The sequence below is a fragment of the Janthinobacterium lyxosi genome (genome assembly GCF_051380665.1).
Lineage (GTDB): Bacteria > Pseudomonadota > Gammaproteobacteria > Burkholderiales > Burkholderiaceae_D > Janthinobacterium.
The window spans coordinates 90,476-106,748 of the sequence record NZ_JBNYXM010000019.1 but is presented as its reverse complement, the minus strand read 5'-3'; the positions used below and the strand labels follow the sequence as shown (position 1 = coordinate 106,748).

Sequence of the window (16,273 nt, the reverse complement as noted above, 5' to 3'; positions counted from 1 at the left end):
GTAACCGAGGTGCTTGCAGACCGACAGGCGACACGACGCACGAAACCAAGCTCGCTGGGGCAACCCAGTAGTCAGGAAACGCCGGATACGTGATCCGTACGTCCGGTGTTGTGGGAGACGGCGGGGGCAACCCCGCCTCCTACCCGATCCCGTACGCAACGTCCGGCACGTGCACACGCAAGCGCGGACACAATCCCTTACAATGATTCACGCCGCATTCCGCGCGGCGGACAGAGGGGCCATCTTGATGACGAATTCGAAGACAGCGATCAATCAGTTAAATCCCTCGCGCCTGCGCATCGTGCTGGTGCTGCAAGGCGGCGGCGCGCTGGGCGCCTATCAGGCCGGCGTCTATCACGCCTTGCACGAACATGGCCTGGCACCCGACTGGGTGGTGGGCACCTCGATCGGCGCCATCAATGCGGCCATTTTGGCCGGCAACAAGCACGAGGACAGGCTGGTGCGGCTAAAACAGTTCTGGCAGCGCGTGGCGCACCGCGACAGTATCGACATGAACCTCGTGTCAGACCAGCAGCGCCGCTCGAACATCTGGCTGGCCACGCTCGATACGGTGCTGCGCGGCGTGCCCGGCTTCTTCAAGCCGCGTTCGTTCAGCCTGTTCCCGGCAGGAATTGCCGTCAAGCCGGAAGAAGCCAGCTATTACGACACCAGCGAGCTGGCCAGCACCCTTGAGGAACTGGTCGATTTCGATTACCTGAACCAGCCCGGCGGCATGCGCCTGACGGTCAACGCCCTGCGCGTCAAATGCGGCAGCCTCACCTGTTTCGACAGCCAGCAGCAGCCGCTGACGGCGGACCATATCCGCGCCAGCGGCGCCTTGCCGCCCGGCTTTGCAGGTGTGCGCGTCGATGGCGACCTGTACTGGGATGGCGGCCTGTATTCGAATACGCCGCTGGAAACCGTGCTCGACGACACACCCCACGTCGATACCCTGGTCTTCATGGTCGACCTGTGGAGCTCGGAAGGCCCGGAGCCGACCACCCTCGATGAGGTGCAGACGCGGCAAAAAGACGTCACCTTCGCGTCGCGCTCGAAGCGGCATATCGAAGATTACGTCTATACGCATACCTTGCAGCACAAATTGCGCGAACTCTACGCCAAGCTGCCCGACGACGCGCACAACCGGCAACAGACGGAAGAACTGGTAGCGCTGGGCTGCGACAGCACCATGCACATCGTGCGCCTGCCGTATGCGGGGCGCGACTGGCACATGGCGGCCAAGGATATCAATTTCTCCAGGGGCTCCATCGAGTGGCGCTGGGAGCAGGGCTACCAGGACGCCTTGCGCGCGATCAAGGCGGCCGGTTGGCTGGCCTTCGTCACGGAAGACACGCCCTTGGTGGTACACGAGTTACCGCCCTACGAGCGTGACGCCGCCTGATCAAGGCTGCGGATGGGCCGCTGCGCGCAGTTTTTCAGCGTTCGCCATGTCTTGCCGGTAAGTGTCTTGCGCATCCTTCAGGCAAGTGGCCCGCGTGGCGGACGGTTCCACACGGCAGGCTTTTTTTGCCTCGGCCAGGGCCGCGGCGATTTCCTTGCGCAAGGTGCGCAACTGGGCTTGCGCCGTGCTGTCTTCCTGGTACCAGCGGGCCGGATCGCCCGCTTGCGGTGTAGCGGTTTGTGCCTGGCTGAATGGTGCCAGGCTGCATGCCAGCACGAGGGCCAGCGCCGGGGGAGTGAGTCGGTGTGTCATGATATTTCCTCCATGAAATAAAAAAGGCGCCGCAGCGCCTTTTTTTACAACCTGCCCGTCAGTAATAGCAGGATCAGTATCACGACGACCAGGCCGGCGATGCCGCTGGGGCCGTAACCCCAGTTGCGGCTATGCGGCCAGGTAGGCAGGACGCCGACCAGGGCCAGGATCAAGATGACCAGAATGATGGTGCCCATGGCAACTCCTTGTTATCGTACGACGCATGCGGGATGGTGGATGCCTGCTGGCAAAGTCCGCCGAGAATTAATAGCGGTAGACGCGGCCGTCAACGACGCGTACGCGGTTGCCTGGGCGTAAGTCATTCGCGTTGTCCTGCACCACGGTGCGGTACTCGCCGTTGTCGAGGCGCACGCTGATCTGGTAGGCCTGTGCTTGCTGCCTGCGGCCCTCCACCTGGTTGCCGACCACGCCGCCGGCGACGGCGCCGGCCACGGTGGCGGCCGTGCGTCCGCCGCCCGAGCCGATGGTATTGCCCAGCAGGGCACCGGCGATGCCGCCGACCACGGCGCCGGCGCCGCTGGTTTGACCGCCACCTTGCACGATCTGGATGGAGTCGACGGTGCCGTACATGGCGGACTCAGGCTGGTTGGCCGGGTAGTATTGTTGTGACTGGGAAGGGCCGGTGGCGCAACCGCTGAGTACGGCGGTGGCGGCGAGCATCAGTGCGGCCAAGGTGGCATTGGTTTTCATTTTATTCTCCTGACGAGGTGAGGGTGTAGTGCCATCTTAGTCACGCCCCTGTTTCCGGTCTGTACGCTGCCGCACGCACTTATTTCGTGTCGAAATGGTATTTTTGGCGAATGCGATGCATCAAAACGTTGTTATTTCTCCCTGTCTGCCTCCTGCTTTCAAAATAAATTACTTGTGTACGGCAGCGTACAGAGGAGTGGCGGCGATCCACGTAAAACGGTAGTCATGCCAAGCAGACATGCTTGTCACCACCAGGGAGAAATACATGAACAAGAATAAGCTCTTCACCGCCATCGTCGTCAGCCTGGCCTGCGCCGCCTGGGGCGGCCAGGCAGTGGCCGCCACGCCGGAAGCGAAAGCAGCCTACAAGGCGGCCAACGAACAGGCGGGCCTGAATTACAAGCTGGCGCATGCGGAATGCGAAAAAATCACGGGCAACCCAAAGGATGTCTGCATCGCCGAAGCGAAGGCCGTGCGCACCTACGATGAAGCAGTTGCTCAGGCGCAATATACGAATACCCTGCGCGCCTACACCAAGGCGCGCATCAAGATTGCCGATGCCAACTACGACGTCGACCTGGCCCGCTGCAATGCGCTGACGGGCAACGGCAAGGATGTTTGCGTCAAGCTGGCCAAGTCCACCAAGGTGGCGGCCCTGGCCGATGCCAAGGCAGACAAGAAAGTCATCGAAGCGCGCAGCGATGCGCGTGAAGCAAAGAGAAAAGCCGAGTACAAGGTCGCGACAGAAAAATGCGATGCATTAGCCGGCGCAGCCAAGGATGACTGTATCAAGGCTGCAAAAACCCAGTTTGGCTACTGAGCTCCCTCCGGCGCGCAGTCACCAGATTGGTATAAGAAGCTCATTGTGAGCACATTGATTGACCACTCCTAAGGAAAAACCATGAAATTCACTAAATCTATCGCTACTGGCCTTTTCGTCGCTTCCCTGTTCGCCGTTGCAGGTTGCGCTTCGACCCCAACCAAAGAAGGCACGGGCGAATACATCGACGACGCGGCCATCACCACCAAAGTCAAAGCCAGCATCTTCAACGAGCCTACCCTGAAATCGACGGAAATCAACGTTGAAACCTTCAAGGGCGTGGTTCAGCTGAGCGGCTTCGTGGCCCAGCCAGCTGATGCCGCCAAAGCGGGCGAAATTACCCGTGGCGTCAAGGGCGTGAAGTCGGTGAAAAACGACATCCGCGTCAAGTAATGGCATGACCTGCCGCAGCGTCCGGCCCGATGGCTGGCGCTGTGGCCCTCCACCGACCGTCGCGGGAATCGCATGCATATCCAGCCTACAGATACCCCGCCCGAGCCTGTGGCGGCTGCCTCCATCGAGCCTACCGGGCCAGCTCCCGGCGCGCCCGTGGAGCAGTTGGACGGATCCTTGCGCTTGCCGCTGCATGTCAATGCGCGCGGTCTGGCCTTGGGCATCATCGCTACTGTCAGCTTCATCTACGCGCTGCAATGGGCGCAGAAATTCCTCATTCCCGTCATCTTCGGCATTTTTATTGCCTACACCCTCAATCCCGTCGTCGCCTGGCTGGAAAAACTGCGCCTGCCGCGCGCCATCGGCGCTACCGCCGTCACGGCCCTGATCCTGTTCGGCTCCGTCGTCGTGATCGAGCGCGTGCAGGGCGAATTTGAATCCATCGTTGAAGAGTTGCCGGCCGCCACACAGAAACTGTCGCGACTGATCGCCGAGAACACGGGTGGCAAGAACAGCACCTTCCAGAAGATGCAGGCCGTGGCCAATGCAATCGAGCAAGTGGCCGCTGGCGCCGAAGCGCGCCGCAATATCCGCCGCGCCGCCACCGCGCCGGACGCACCGAATTTCAAGATCATGGACTGGGTCTGGGCCGGCTCGCTGGGCCTGGTGGGTTTCCTCAGCCAGGCCGCCATGGTCATCTTTCTCGTGTTTTTCCTGCTGCTGTCGGGCAATACCTTCAAGCGCAAGCTCGTCAAGCTGACGGGCCCGTCGTTGAGCCGCAAGAAGGTCACCGTGCACATCCTGGAAGATATCAATACCTCGATCCAGAACTATATGTTCATGCTGCTCGTCACGAATGGCTTGCTGGCACTGCTGATGTGGATCGCCCTGCGCGTGATCGGCCTGGAAAACGCGGGCGCCTGGGCCATCGTGGCCGGCTTGCTGCATATCATGCCGTATTTCGGCCCCTTGCTCATCACCATCGCCACGGGGATGGTGGCCTTTTTGCAGTTCGAATCGCTGGAAATGGTCTTGCTGGTGACGGGCACGTCGATGGCCATCGCCACCCTGGTGGGCACCTTTGTCACCACCTGGATGACGGGGCGCATCGCCCGCATGAATCCCACTGCCGTCTTCATCAGCCTGCTGTTCTGGGGCTGGCTGTGGGGCGTCTGGGGCTTGCTGCTGGGCGTGCCCATCATCGTCATCGTGAAGGTGGTGGCCGAGCGTGTGCAGGGCATGGAAGCGGTGGCCGAGCTGCTGGGCGAATAGCGTGCGGCAACGCCAACGGCGCCCGCGGGCGCCGTTGTTGCATGTTGGGGCAGGCAATCAGGACTGGTGGTGTTTCAATATCTTGACTTGCACATCGCCGTCTTCCGTTTTCGGCATGTCCTTCATGCTGCCCAGTTGCAGGGCGAACTGGCGCGTGAATTCGGCACCCAGGAAGAAAATTTGCGCCGAGTAATACACCCACAGCAGCAGGGCCACCAGCGAACCGGCTGCGCCATAGCTGCTGGCCACGCCGCTATTGCCGATATACACGCCAATCGCATATTTCCCCAGTGAAAACATGAAGGCCGTGCCCACGGCACCGATCAGCACGTCGCGCCAGGACAGGCGCACGCGCGGCAGCATTTTATAGATGACGGCAAACAGGCTGGCGATGACGGCAAAGCCGATCAGGTTCGACAAAATGGTAAACAGCACGGCCGTGTCCTTCCACACGCCTTCCCAGAAGTTGGCGAGGATAGCCATGGCGGCATTGACCACCAGCGACACCATCAGCAGGAAGGCCAGCACCAGCACCAGGCCAAAAGACAGCAAACGCGTGCGCAGCATGTCCCAGGCGCCCGCTTCCTTCAGGGGCGGCACTTGCCAGATTTCATCGAGACTGGCTTTCAGTTCGGCAAACACGCTGGTGGCGCCAAACAGCAGCAGGGCGCTGGCGATGAGGGTGGCGATGCGCCCCTGTTCATGGTTCTTCGCGCCGGCCAGCACCAGCTGGATGGCTTCGGCGCCCTGCGTGCCCAGCAAGCCCTGCAATTGCCCCATCAGCTCGCCGCGCGCGGCGGCCGGGCCATAGAAAAAGCCGGCGATGGCGATCACCAGCACGAGGATGGGAGCGATGGAAAACAGGGTGTAATAGGCGAGGGCGGCGCCCTTGCTCGAGGCGCGGTGTTCCAGCCATTCGGTGACGGAACAGACGATGACACTGCGCATCTGCTTGCTGAACGGCGCCAGGCTGGCCAGTTTCGGATAGCGGGTAGAAAAATTCATGGTGGCTTTCAATGAAAAAAAGGGGCCGCAGCCCCTTTTTTAACTAGTGGCGTACCACTGGTATTGCTTATTGTACGCGGCGTTCAATAGTGATCTGTTCCACTTCAACGCGGCGGTTTGGTTCCAGGCACTTGATCAGGTCGGCACGCTTCTTGTTATCGCAAGTGACGACAGGATTGGTGGAGCCCTTGCCTTCGGCCGTCAGGCGGTTGGCCGCGACGCCGTGGCCGACCAGGTATTCCTTGACTGCATCAGCGCGCTGCTGCGACAGTTTCAGGTTGTACTTGGGCGTACCGATGCGGTCGGCATAACCACTGATGACGACGTTGTTGACGTCCGGCGCTGCGTTCAGCACGCGGGCGATTTCGTCGAGCTTGGTCTGTGTCGGACCCAGCTTGGCGCTGTCGAACGCGAACAGTTCCGTTGCTGCCATCGTCACTTTTTCAAAGCGTGGTGGCGGTGGCGGTGGTGGTGGTGGCACGACCACGACGACTTCCTCGCGTACTGGCGGTGGCGGCGGTGGTGGTGGCGGTGCAGGCGGTTTGTCGAACGCGAAGTTCAGGCCCACGGTGACATAGTAGTTGTTGGACTTGCTGCTCGGATCGAAGGTATTGCCGCGCAGGAAGCCATGCACATTGCGCACGTCAGCCTGGAACGACAATTGATCGTTGATCGTGGACTGGAAGCCCAGGCCCACGCTGGCGTATGGCGAGCTCTTGCTGCGTTCGCCGAAGGCGAAGCTGGTGTCCTTGTCGCGCTGCATGCCGGCACCCACCAGCAGGAAGGGACGGAAGGCTTTACGCGAGAACATGTACAGGCCGTCTACGCCCAGCGTATTTTGCTGGTAGCGCTGACCGCCATCCTTGGAGCGGGCGTACGTGGTGCCCAGCTGGATATCCCAGTCCGGGGAAACAGGCTTACCGAAACGCAAGCCTGCGCCATAGCCGGTTTTATCCGTGGCAAAGTCGGAATCTGGCTTGAGTGCGTTGATGCTAGGTTGAATATACCAGGAGGGATTGATTTCCTGGGCCTGTGCGCCGAGGGCGGAGCACAGGACTGCGGCGGCAACGGCGATTTTTTTTAGATTATTCACAAGTAACTCCCAACGTTGATAAGAGATTTTCTCTACAGCATCAAAGCGACATCTTGTTACACGTGCTATTGCATGAGATAGACAACAACTCCAGGTGCGCCCGTCTTGCGATAAATGCACTGCTGTTGGACTAGAGAATACGATTCCAGGTTCGCGAGGTCGGTGCGTTAGCGCACAAAGCATTGTTGTATATCAATGGTGTTGCAGATTCACGACAAAGACTTTAATGTTGAAAAAAACTAATTTACTCGGTGGAATTTTTACCGGCACGACCACTTCCTGGCGCCGCGGCAAGAGGCAATCGTACGACTTGTTACCAGCATGCCACTGTATATTAGCAACAATGATGAGCTTGATAACCAATATTACATTGATGTTGTATTCCTGCCGCGTTCTGTTGCCTTGCCGGGCTTCCTCCGGGCAACTTGTACGTGCCGCAGCCAGCTCCGCCACTTTTCATCAAGGAGTCACCCGTGCCTGACCACCCCCGTATTTTTTCTTCCCCGCTGTCTGGCAAACTGGGCTGGCTATGTCTGCTGCTCTCGCTGGGCATGGCTACGCCGGTCTGGGCCGATAGCGGCGTGTCCCTGTTTTCACCCAGCGGCACAGTCAAGGCCGTGCGCCAGGTGCGGGCCCAGTTCGCCACGCCGATGGTGCCGTTCGGCGACATGGGCTTGCCCGCGCCGTTCGCCATCGATTGCGGCAAGGCCGAGCCTGCCGTCGTGGCGGGCGCCGGGCGCTGGGCCGACGAGCGCAACTGGAACTACGATTTCGAGCGCGACTTGCCCGCCGGCGTGGCCTGTAACTTCACCTTAAAAGCGGGACTGAAGGACTTGGCGGGCAAGCCCTTGCAGGGAACGACGTCCTACCGCTTTTCCACGGGCGGCCCGGCCATCGTCGAGGCCGTACCCTATGACGGCCAGCCGTATATCGATGAAAACCAGATCTTCGTGCTGGGCCTCGATGCCGCGCCGAACGAAGCCAGCGTGGCCGCGAATGCGTATTGCCGCGCCGATGGGATCAATGAAAAGATTCCCGTGCGGCAGCTTGTGGGCAAGGAACTGGAGCAGGTATTGACCCTGCGCAAGAGTTTTCTCGACCGCTACCTGACCGTGTATTTCAAGAAGCGGGGCTCGCTGTGGAAAGTGGGCATGCCCGTCGCCAGCAAGGGCGCGCCGCCGCTACCCGTTACCGTGCTGCAATGCAAGCGCAGCTTCCCCGCCAACGCCAAGGTGTCGCTCGTGTGGGGTGTAGGCGTCGCCAGCGCCAGCGGCATCGCCACGGACAAGGCGCAAACCCTGCAGTTCAAGACGCGTCCCGATTTCACGGCCAAGTTCAGTTGTGAACGCAGCAACCCGAAGGAGCAGTGCATCCCCTTCCTGCCCATGCGCGTGCAGTTTTCCGCGCCCGTGAGCGCGGCGCAGGTGCGTGCCATGACTCTGAAGGGCGGCGGCAAGACGTATGCGCCGACGCTCTCGAAGGAAGAGGAAAAAGCGGAATTCGTGCAGTACGTGACCTTCAACGGTCCTTTTCCCGTGCAAGCCAGCTTTGTGCTGAACCTGCCGCCGAAACTGACGGACGACGCGGGCCGTGCCTTGCTCAACCGCGCGCGCTTCCCCATGACGGTGCGCACGGGCGAACAGCCGCCGCTGCTGAAGTTCCCGGCCCCGTTCGGCATCATCGAAGCCAAGGGCGACGGCTTGCTGCCCGTTACCGTGCGCAATATCGAGCCCGTGCTGACCGGTAAGGAAATCGCCAAGGAATCGGCCTCCACCGCCGCGCCTGCCGCGACAGGCGCCACCTTGCGGGTGCCCGACAATGACGACAAGTTCATCATCGAGTGGATGCAGCGCCTGGCCGGCGATGGCGCTGCGGGCGAGTACTGGCAGCCGTACGCCCAATATGCGGGCAATATGAGCAAATCCGTGTTGGCGGACGCGGCAGGTACGCGACCCATCAGCCTGCCCCGTCCGGACGGCAAGAAAACCTTTGAAGTGATCGGCATTCCGCTGCAAAAACCGGGCTTTTATGTGGTCGAGCTGGCTAGCCCCATCCTCGGCAAAGTGCTGCTGGGCAAACCCACCACGGCCTATATCCGCACGGCCGCACTGGTGACCAACCTGGCGGCCCACTTCAAGCATGGCGCGCAATCGTCGCTCGTGTGGGTGACGTCGCTGGACAAGGGTGCGCCTGTTGCGAAAGCGCAAGTGGCCGTGCGCGACTGCACCGGCAAGCTGCTGTGGCAAGGCGCCACGGGTGCGGACGGCGTGGCGCACATCTCCGGCGAGCTGGCCAATTCCAGCTGCAAGAACAATGGCCGCTACTTTATCAGTGCGCGCAGCAGCGGCGACATGACGTTTACCCTGTCGGACTGGGTGGGCGGCATCGAAGCCTGGCGTTTCAACCTGCCCACGGACGACACGCGCGCCGACAACACCTTGCTGGCCACGGTATTTGACCGCACCTTGCTGCGCGCCGGCGAAACGGTGCACATGAAGCATTTCATCCGCAAGCACACGGGCGAGGGCATGCGCCTGGTGGACAAGAACAACGGCCCCGGCAGCGCCACCTCCGTCGTCATCACGCACCAGGGCAGCGACCAGAACTACCAGCTGCCCCTGCGCTGGTCGGCCGGCGGCACGGCGGAAAGCGACTGGGTCATTCCCGCCGACGCCAAGCAGGGCGAATACAGCGTGACGATGGCGGGCCGCCCATCCGGCAGTTTCCGCGTCGAAGCGTTCCGCGTGCCCACCATGAAAGCCGTGCTGCAGGGCCCGAAAGCGCCCGCCGTGCAGGCGAAACAGCTGGCCCTGGATGCGCAAATCACGTATCTGGCCGGCGGCGCCGCCACCAACGCACCCGTCAAGCTGCGCACGGTACTGCAAGACAAGAGCGTCACCTTTGCCGACTATCCCGATTATAGCTTCAGCAATGGCGACGTGAAGGAAGGCCTGGTCAAGCAGGGCACGGGCTACGACGATGATGAGGGTGAATGGCAGGATGAAGGCCATGGCGGACCAGCCGGCCCCGGCGCTGGCGCTTCCGCGGCGCGCACGCAAAGCTTGACCTTGGACAAGGCGGGCGGCGCGCGCATCGTCATCGACCAGTTGCCGCAGCTGTCCGCGCCGCGCGACCTGGTGGCGGAAATGGCTTTCCAGGATGCAAATGGCGAGACGGCCTCGGTCGCCACGCGCGTGCCGCTGTGGCCATCGAACTATGTGATCGGCATCAAGCCCGACGCCTGGGCCTTGAGCAAGGATGCCTTCAAGTTCACGGTCGCCGTGTTGGGCACCAATGGCAAGCCCGTGGCGAATGCGGCCGTGGCCGTCGATTTCTTCCAGCGCAACAGCTATTCGCACCGCCGCCGCCTGATCGGTGGTTTCTATGCGTATGAAAACAGCAGCGAAATCGTCAAGCTGGGCTCCGCCTGCACTGGCAAGACGGACAACAAGGGTTTGCTCGTCTGCGACGTGAAGGCGCCCGCCAGCGGTAATTTGATCTTGCGCGCCCGCACGCAGGATGGTGCTGGCAACGCGGCTGTTGCCAACCGCGAAACCTGGGTGGCCGGCAGCGGCGACTGGTGGTTCAACGCCAGCGACAATGACCGCATCGATGTGCTGCCTGAAAAGAAACGCTATGAGCCGGGCCAGGAAGCGAGCTTGCAGGTGCGCATGCCGTTTCGTTCGGGCACAGCCTTGATCACGGTCGAGCGTGAAGGCATCCTCGACACCTATGTGCGCCAGCTCAATGGCCGGGAACCGGTGGTGAATATCCCTGTCAAACCGAACTACGCACCGAATGTGTATGTCTCCGTGTTTGTCGTGCGGGGCAGGGTGGATGGCGTGCAGCCGACGGCCCTGGTCGACCTGGGCAAGCCGGCCTACAAGATGGGCATCGCACCCCTGAACGTGGGTTGGCAGGCGCATGAGCTGAACGTGATGGTGGTGTCCGACAAGGAAGTGTATAAAACGCGCGACAAGGCGGAAGTGTCCGTGCGCGTGCGCCGCGCCGACGGTAAAGCCTTGCCGGCCGGCGCCGAAGTGGCGCTGGCGGCCGTCGACACAGGTTTATTGGAATTGATGCCCAACGATAGCTGGAAGCTGTTAGATACCATGATGGCGCAGCGCAGCCTGCAGGTGGAAACGGCGACGGCGCAGATGCAGGTGATCGGCAAGCGCCACTTTGGCCGCAAGGCTTTCCCGGCCGGCGGTGGCGGCGGCAAGGGTGCCAGCCGTGAACTGTTCGACACCCTGTTGTTCTGGAAGGGCACCGTCAAGCTCGATGCCAAGGGTGAAGCCACGGTGCAAGTGCCGCTGAACGACTCCTTGACGGCTTTCCGCATCGTCGCCATCGCCAGTGCCGGCAAGGAATTGTTCGGCACGGGCAGCACGGACATCCGCAGCTCGCAAGACTTGATCTTGATGTCGGGCTTGCCGACCCTGGTGCGCGAAGGCGATCAGTTGCGCGCGGGATTCACCGTGCGCAACACCTCGGCCGCCTCCTTGAGTGTGGACCTCAACGCCAGTGCGGCTGGCAAGGCCTTGCCACGCCAGAGCCTGACGTTGGCGGCGGGCGAAGCGCGCGAAGTGGGCTGGGATTACCAGGTGCCGCTCGGCGCGCAGAATATCGTGTGGGAGATAGTCGCGAAGGCGGGTAGCGGGCTTGGCAACACCTCGGATAAACTCAAAATCACGCAAAAAGTGGGCCAGGCGACGCCCATGCGCACCTATCAGGCTACTTTGCTGCAAATCGACAAGCCGATCAATATGTCCGTGCAGATGCCGGCCGGCGCCTTGCCGGGCCGTGGCGGCATCCAGACCAGCTTTGTCGCCAAGCTGGGTGGCGAGCTGCCCGGCGTGCGTGAATACATGGCCGCCTACCCCTACACCTGCTTCGAGCAAAATACGTCGAAGGCCATCGCCCTGCAAGATCAGGATGCGTGGAACAAGCTGGCCGCCAGCCTGCCCGCCTACCTGGACAGCGATGGCATGCTGAAATACTTCCCCATCATGGAGCAGGGCAGCGACAGCCTGACGGCGTATGTGTTGTCGGCAACAAGGGAAGCGGGCTATGCGATTCCCGAGCAGACGAAAAACCGCATGGAAGAAGCCTTGACGGCCTTCGTGCAAGGCCGCATCGTGCGCCGTTCGGCGCTGGCCACGACCGACCTGGCCGTGCGTAAGCTCGCTGCACTGGAAGCGCTGTCGCGTTCGAACAAGGTGCCGCCCGATGCCCTGGAGAGCATCAGCATCAGCCCGAACCTGTGGCCCACGTCCGCCGTCATCGACTGGAGCTTGTTGCTGCAACGCACGCCAAGCCTGGCGCGCCGCGATGCGCTGCTGGCCGAGGCGCAGCAGATTTTGCGGTCACGCCTGAACTTCCAGGGCACGACCATGGGCTTTTCCACCGAGCGCAAGGATAACTGGTGGTGGCTGATGGTGTCCGGCGACGTCAATGCCAACCGGCTGCTGCTGGCCGTGATGGATGACCCGGCGTGGAAGGATGACATCGGCCGCCTGGTGCGCGGCAGCATGGGCCGCCAGAAGAAGGGCCGCTGGGATACCACGGTGGCCAACGCCTGGGGCACGCTGGCCATCGCCAAATTCTCGGCCAAGTTCGAGTCCACACCCGTAACGGGCGCCAGCGCCGTGAAGCTGGGCGGCGATACGCAAGCGCTCGTGTGGAATGGCGCGGCGAAGGTCGGCCCCGTGCTGCAAGCCTGGCCGAAGGGCACCGACACCCTGGGCTTGGCGCATAGCGGCACGGGCAAGCCGTGGGCCACCGTGCAAAGCCTGGCGGCCATCCCGCTCAAGGCGCCCATTTCCAGCGGTTACACGATCAAGAAAACCATGACGCCAGTGGAGCAGAAAGCCACTGACCTATGGTCGCGCGGCGATGTCTACCGCGTGCGCCTGGATCTGTCGGCGCAGGCGGACATGAGCTGGGTGGTGGTCGACGATCCGATTCCCGCCAGCGCCACGGTGCTGGGCAATGGCCTCGGGCGTGATTCGCAGTTGCTGACGGTCGGCGAAAAATCCACGGGCTGGGTCTGGCCCACCTTCGAGGAGCGGGCGTTTGATGCTTTCCGTGCGTATTACGCCTTCGTGCCGAAGGGCAACTGGAGCGTGGAATACACGGTGCGCCTGAACAACGCCGGTGACTTCAGCCTGCCGGCCACGCGCATCGAAGCCATGTATTCGCCCGAGATGTTTGGCGAGTCGCCGAATGCGAATGTGAAGGTGGGGCAGTGAAGGGAAAGTTGATTGCCGCCATGTGTGGCGCGCTGGCGTGCAACCTTGCGCTGGCGCAAGCGGTGCTGACGCCGGCCCAGGTGCAGGCCGCCTACCGCAGTTCGGAAGCGCAATTGCTCGACCGCAGCGGCGCGCCCCTGCAATCGTTGCGCGTGGACATGAAAGTGCGTCGCCTGCCGTGGGTGCCGCTGGCCGATATTTCTCCCGCCGTGCAGCAAGCCGTGCTGCTGGCGGAAGACCAGCGTTTCATGCGCCATGGCGGCGTGGATGTGTCTGCGCTGGCCACGGCCGCCTGGGACAATCTGTTTTCGAAAAAGCCCCGGGGCGCCTCGACCATCACCATGCAGCTGGCGGGCCAGCTGGATGCGGACTTGCAGGCGTCCTCGGGCGGGCGCAGCCTGCGCCAGAAATGGGACCAGATGCGTGCCGCCCAGGCCATCGAAGACAGCTGGAGCAAGGCGCAGATTTTCGAAGCCTATTTGAACCTGGTGTCGTTCCGCGGCGAGCTGCAAGGCATCGCCTCCGCCTCGTACAGCCTGTTCGGCAAGGCGCCGTCTGGCCTGAACCAGACGGACGGCATCATTTTGGCCAGCCTGGTGCGGGCGCCGAATGCGCCGCCAGCCACCGTTACGCGGCGCGCCTGCGCGCTGGCGAAAGAGTGGCGTATGGACAGCAGTTGCCAGCTGATCGGCCAGCGCGTGCAGACGGCCTTGCAGCGCACGGCCCTGTACGCCGACCTCGCGCCGGCGCCGCAGGTGGCGCAGCAGCTGCTCAAGCAATCAGGCGCCTCCGTGCGTAGCACCCTCGATGGCCCCCTGCAGCGCTTTGCGCAGGAAAACCTGCGCCAGCAACTGGCCTCCTTGCGCGAGCGCAATGTCAACGATGGCGCCATCATCGTGCTGGACAACCGCAGCGGAGACATTCTCGCCTATGTCGGCAATGCGGGCGGCAGCCATGTCGATGGCGTGGCGGCCCTGCGCCAGGCCGGTTCCACCCTGAAACCATTTTTGTATGAACTGGCCATCGAACGCCGTTTGATGACGGCCGCCTCCGTCATGGACGACTCGCCGCTCGACGTCGCCACGGCGTCCGGCATGTATGCGCCGCAAAACTATGACCGCAACTTCAAAGGTTATGTCAGTGCCCGCACCAGCCTGGCCAGCTCCCTGAACATTCCCGCCGTGCGTACGGTGCTGCTGACGGGCCAGGACGGTTTTTATAACCGCTTGAAGGAAGTGGGTCTGTCCAGCCTGACGGAACCGGCCGAATATTACGGCCCTTCGCTGGCGCTGGGCTCGTCGGAAGTGACCCTGCTGGAACTGGCCAACGCCTACCGCGCGCTGGCCAACGGTGGCTTGTACAGCACCGCCGGCTTGCAGCCGGGGCAGGCGGGCAAGGATAAACGCCGCGTGATGGAACCGGGCGCCGCCTTCATCGTCGGCGATATCCTGGCCGACCGCGCCGCGCGCAGCATGACCTTTGGTTTACGCAACGAACTGGGGACGAATTTCTGGAGCGCCGTCAAGACGGGCACCAGCAAGGACATGCGCGACAACTGGTGCATGGGTTACTCGGCGCGCTACACGGTGGGCGTCTGGGTGGGCAATTTCGACGGCAAGCCCATGTGGGACGTGTCGGGCGTGACGGGCGCCGCACCCGTGTGGCGCGACGTGATGGATTATCTGCACAAGAATGTGCCCAGCCATGCGCCGAAAGCGCCACCCGGCGTGCTGCAGCAGATGGTGGCGTATCAGCCCGTGCTGGAAGCGCCGCGCCGCGAATGGTTTATCGCCGGCACGGAAAGCCCCGTCATCGCCGTGCTGGGCGACACCGTGAAGCCAGCCGCCATCGTCTATCCGGCCGAGGACAGCATCCTCGCCATCGACCCCGACATCCCGCCCGCCCTGCAGCGCGTGTTCTTCCAGGCGCAGGGCAGCCATGGCTTGCGCTGGGTGCTCGATGGCAAGGATATGGGCGCGGCAACGGAGAGCATCAGCTGGCGCCCCGCGCCGGGCAAGCATGCGCTGGCCCTCGTCGATGACGCCGGCAAGACGGTGGCCAGGGTGGCGTTCCAGGTGCGGGGGAATGCGCTGGCGCAGCTGAATTAGGCGGAGTGATTCGTGCCCTTGGCCAGCTTCTAGCGCAGTATTGTCAAAAAGTGTTTACGGCGCGCTGAGGATTGTCGTCAGCGCGGTGCGGTAGGCCGGCTGAACGTCGCCATCCTGGTCCATCTTGTCCGTCATGATCACGCCGTAACCTTGCGCGTACCACACGTATTCGCCGCTTTTGCCTTTGCTTTTTCCACCGACGTCACGCAGTTCGAACTTGCAGGCGTCGGGGAAGCGGCGCCCGCCCAGTTCCAGGCGTTCCCAGCCGAGAAAGGTGATCGAGAAATCGCGTTTGTCGGTGCGCGTGGAGGTGGTGATCTTGTCGGACAGGCCGGCCAGCGGGTAGTGGGTGCTCGTTTGCGTGTCCGTGAACTGCACGCGCACTTCCTGGCCAGGGCGCATGTTGGCAGGGATGGCAGACTGCGGCGTGTACACGTTCTTGCTGCGCACGCTGCCATCTTCATTGTAGTGGACCGCGCCCGTCAGGAATACCTGGCCATCGCGGATGTCCTGGTAGGAGGTGGCCAGCAGTACGCCGCCGTCAAGGATCAGCTGCGTGGCCTTTTGTTTCTTGCCTTCGAAGGTTTCCTCGACGTTGACTTGCGCATCGCCATTGTTCTTGCTGAACTTGATGCCCGTCGTCAGCTCCATGCACTCGCCCACCGTGGGCGCCGCTTGTGCACCCGCGGCCGCCAATACGCCCACCATCACTATCGCTTGCCGTACTGCTTTCATTGCCATCCTTGTTATTTTTTAATGATGCGATGATAGCGTACGGCTACTGTTCACGCGTGCTCGATTGCCTTATGCTCGAGCTGCGGGCGGCATCAGGACCACCTGCGACTGGCATCAGCGGGCCGCGCGTTTCGCGGCATGGATCGTTGCAGGAGTTAGCCAATGACATTA

12 protein-coding genes are annotated in these 16,273 nt (G+C 62.2%); 6 read left to right on the top strand and 6 right to left on the bottom strand.

The features are described from left to right. Window positions 1–247: 247 nt before the first annotated feature. The gene (locus tag ACQ4WP_RS19925; RefSeq protein WP_436523641.1) at window positions 248–1,402 is read left to right on the top strand and encodes a patatin-like phospholipase family protein; all 1,155 of its coding nucleotides are present in this window, start codon (window positions 248–250) and stop codon (window positions 1,400–1,402) included. Here the strand turns inward: ACQ4WP_RS19925 and ACQ4WP_RS19920 are convergent, their stop codons facing one another. The 3 genes from ACQ4WP_RS19920 to ACQ4WP_RS19910 form a co-directional block, all read right to left on the bottom strand. Next, window positions 1,403–1,714 (bottom strand): hypothetical protein, encoded by a 312-nt coding sequence (locus ACQ4WP_RS19920; protein WP_436523629.1) that lies wholly within the window; start codon window positions 1,712–1,714, stop codon window positions 1,403–1,405. It lies immediately after the preceding gene. Between the two features lie 44 nt (window positions 1,715–1,758). After that, on the bottom strand, window positions 1,759–1,911 hold the full coding sequence (locus ACQ4WP_RS19915; RefSeq protein WP_071324612.1) for a DUF3309 family protein: 153 nt from the start codon (window positions 1,909–1,911) through the stop codon (window positions 1,759–1,761). 67 nt (window positions 1,912–1,978) lie between these two features. Beyond that, window positions 1,979–2,425 (bottom strand): outer membrane lipoprotein, encoded by a 447-nt coding sequence (locus ACQ4WP_RS19910; RefSeq protein WP_070278587.1) that lies wholly within the window; start codon window positions 2,423–2,425, stop codon window positions 1,979–1,981. A gap of 265 nt (window positions 2,426–2,690) precedes the next feature. Between ACQ4WP_RS19910 and ACQ4WP_RS19905 the strand changes: the two genes are divergently transcribed. The 3 genes from ACQ4WP_RS19905 (at window position 2,691) to ACQ4WP_RS19895 (ending at window position 4,910) form a co-directional block, all read left to right on the top strand. Beyond that, a complete protein-coding gene (locus ACQ4WP_RS19905) occupies window positions 2,691–3,245 on the top strand; it encodes a hypothetical protein (RefSeq protein WP_436523627.1) in 555 nt (184 codons plus the stop codon). An 81-nt stretch (window positions 3,246–3,326) separates the two neighbouring features. After that, window positions 3,327–3,638, top strand: coding sequence for a BON domain-containing protein (locus ACQ4WP_RS19900; RefSeq protein ID WP_034786324.1), 312 nt, complete (start codon window positions 3,327–3,329; stop codon window positions 3,636–3,638). 72 nt (window positions 3,639–3,710) lie between these two features. Then, window positions 3,711–4,910, top strand: a complete 1,200-nt coding sequence (locus ACQ4WP_RS19895) for an AI-2E family transporter (RefSeq protein ID WP_436523625.1) — start codon at window positions 3,711–3,713, stop codon at window positions 4,908–4,910. A 57-nt stretch (window positions 4,911–4,967) separates the two neighbouring features. Here the strand turns inward: ACQ4WP_RS19895 and ACQ4WP_RS19890 are convergent, their stop codons facing one another. Further along, window positions 4,968–5,915: a YihY/virulence factor BrkB family protein gene (locus ACQ4WP_RS19890; RefSeq protein WP_436523623.1), complete on the bottom strand. Its 948-nt coding sequence runs from the start codon at window positions 5,913–5,915 to the stop codon at window positions 4,968–4,970. Between the two features lie 67 nt (window positions 5,916–5,982). Continuing rightward, window positions 5,983–7,008, bottom strand: coding sequence for an OmpA family protein (locus ACQ4WP_RS19885; RefSeq protein ID WP_436523621.1), 1,026 nt, complete (start codon window positions 7,006–7,008; stop codon window positions 5,983–5,985). Window positions 7,009–7,481: 473 nt separating this feature from the next. Here ACQ4WP_RS19885 and ACQ4WP_RS19880 point away from each other — a divergent pair, with 473 nt between their 5' ends. Further along, a complete protein-coding gene (locus tag ACQ4WP_RS19880) occupies window positions 7,482–13,259 on the top strand; it encodes an alpha-2-macroglobulin family protein (RefSeq protein ID WP_436523619.1) in 5,778 nt (1,925 codons plus the stop codon). A 20-nt stretch (window positions 13,260–13,279) separates the two neighbouring features. Continuing rightward, window positions 13,280–15,367 carry a penicillin-binding protein 1C gene (gene pbpC / locus ACQ4WP_RS19875; RefSeq protein ID WP_436523639.1) on the top strand — a complete coding sequence of 696 codons (2,088 nt, stop codon included), beginning with the start codon at window positions 13,280–13,282 and terminating at the stop codon, window positions 15,365–15,367. A gap of 54 nt (window positions 15,368–15,421) precedes the next feature. On the opposite strand, the gene ACQ4WP_RS19870 is transcribed toward pbpC, so the two are convergent. Further along, the gene (locus tag ACQ4WP_RS19870) at window positions 15,422–16,102 is read right to left on the bottom strand and encodes a hypothetical protein (protein WP_436523617.1); all 681 of its coding nucleotides are present in this window, start codon (window positions 16,100–16,102) and stop codon (window positions 15,422–15,424) included. Between the last annotated feature and the right edge of the window lie 171 nt (window positions 16,103–16,273).